The sequence below is a fragment of the Jeotgalibacillus sp. S-D1 genome, assembly GCF_004358665.1.
GTDB lineage: Bacteria > Bacillota > Bacilli > Bacillales > Jeotgalibacillaceae > Jeotgalibacillus.
Genome location: NZ_SMZR01000036.1, coordinates 1 through 963 on the forward strand (window position 1 = coordinate 1; position 963 = coordinate 963).

General features: G+C 54.8%; 1 protein-coding gene. It reads right to left on the reverse strand.

The features are described from left to right. A partial coding sequence (locus E2R51_RS19585; RefSeq protein ID WP_205703366.1) for a hypothetical protein occupies positions 1-963 on the reverse strand: 963 nt, incomplete at both ends.

A 963-nucleotide genomic window follows, 5' to 3' on the forward strand; every position in this document is an offset into this window, starting at 1 on the left:
CCAGTTGCACCAGTTACTCCTGTGACTCCAGTTACGCCAGTTGCTCCAGTTGCACCAGTTACGCCAGTTGCTCCAGTTACACCAGTTACACCAGTGGCTCCAGTCGCTCCAGTTACGCCAGTTGCTCCAGTTACTCCTGTTGCTCCAGTTACTCCTGTTGCTCCTGTTGCTCCGGTAGATCCGGTTACGCCAGTTGCACCAGTTACTCCTGTGGCTCCAGTTACACCAGTGGCTCCAGTAGATCCAGTTGCTCCTGTTACTCCAGTCGCTCCAGTCGCTCCAGTCGCTCCAGTCACACCAGTTGCACCAGTTACACCAGTGGCTCCTGTTGCTCCAGTCGCTCCAGTGACTCCTGTTGCACCAGTTACACCTGTTGCTCCAGTTACACCTGTTGCTCCGGTTACACCAGTTGCTCCAGTTACGCCAGTTACACCTGTTGCTCCGGTTACACCAGTTACTCCAGTTACGCCAGTGGCTCCTGTTGCACCAGTTACTCCAGTCGCTCCTGTTGGACCTGTTGGTCCTGTGACACCAGTAACTCCAGTTGCGCCAGTTACACCAGTTGCTCCAGTTGCACCAGTTACGCCAGTTGCTCCAGTTGCACCAGTTACGCCAGTTGCTCCAGTTGCACCAGTTACGCCAGTTGCTCCAGTTGCACCAGTTACGCCAGTTGCTCCAGTTACGCCAGTTGCTCCAGTTGCACCAGTTACGCCAGTTGCTCCAGTTACACCAGTTACACCAGTGGCTCCAGTGGCTCCAGTGGCTCCAGTAGATCCAGTTGCTCCAGTAGATCCAGTAGATCCAGTCGCTCCAGTAGATCCAGTCGCTCCAGTAGATCCAGTTGCTCCTGTTACTCCAGTCGCTCCAGTTGCACCAGTTGCACCAGTTACTCCAGTCGCTCCTGTTGGACCTGTTAGACCTGTTGGTCCTGTGACCCCAGTAACTCCAGTTACGCCAGTTGCT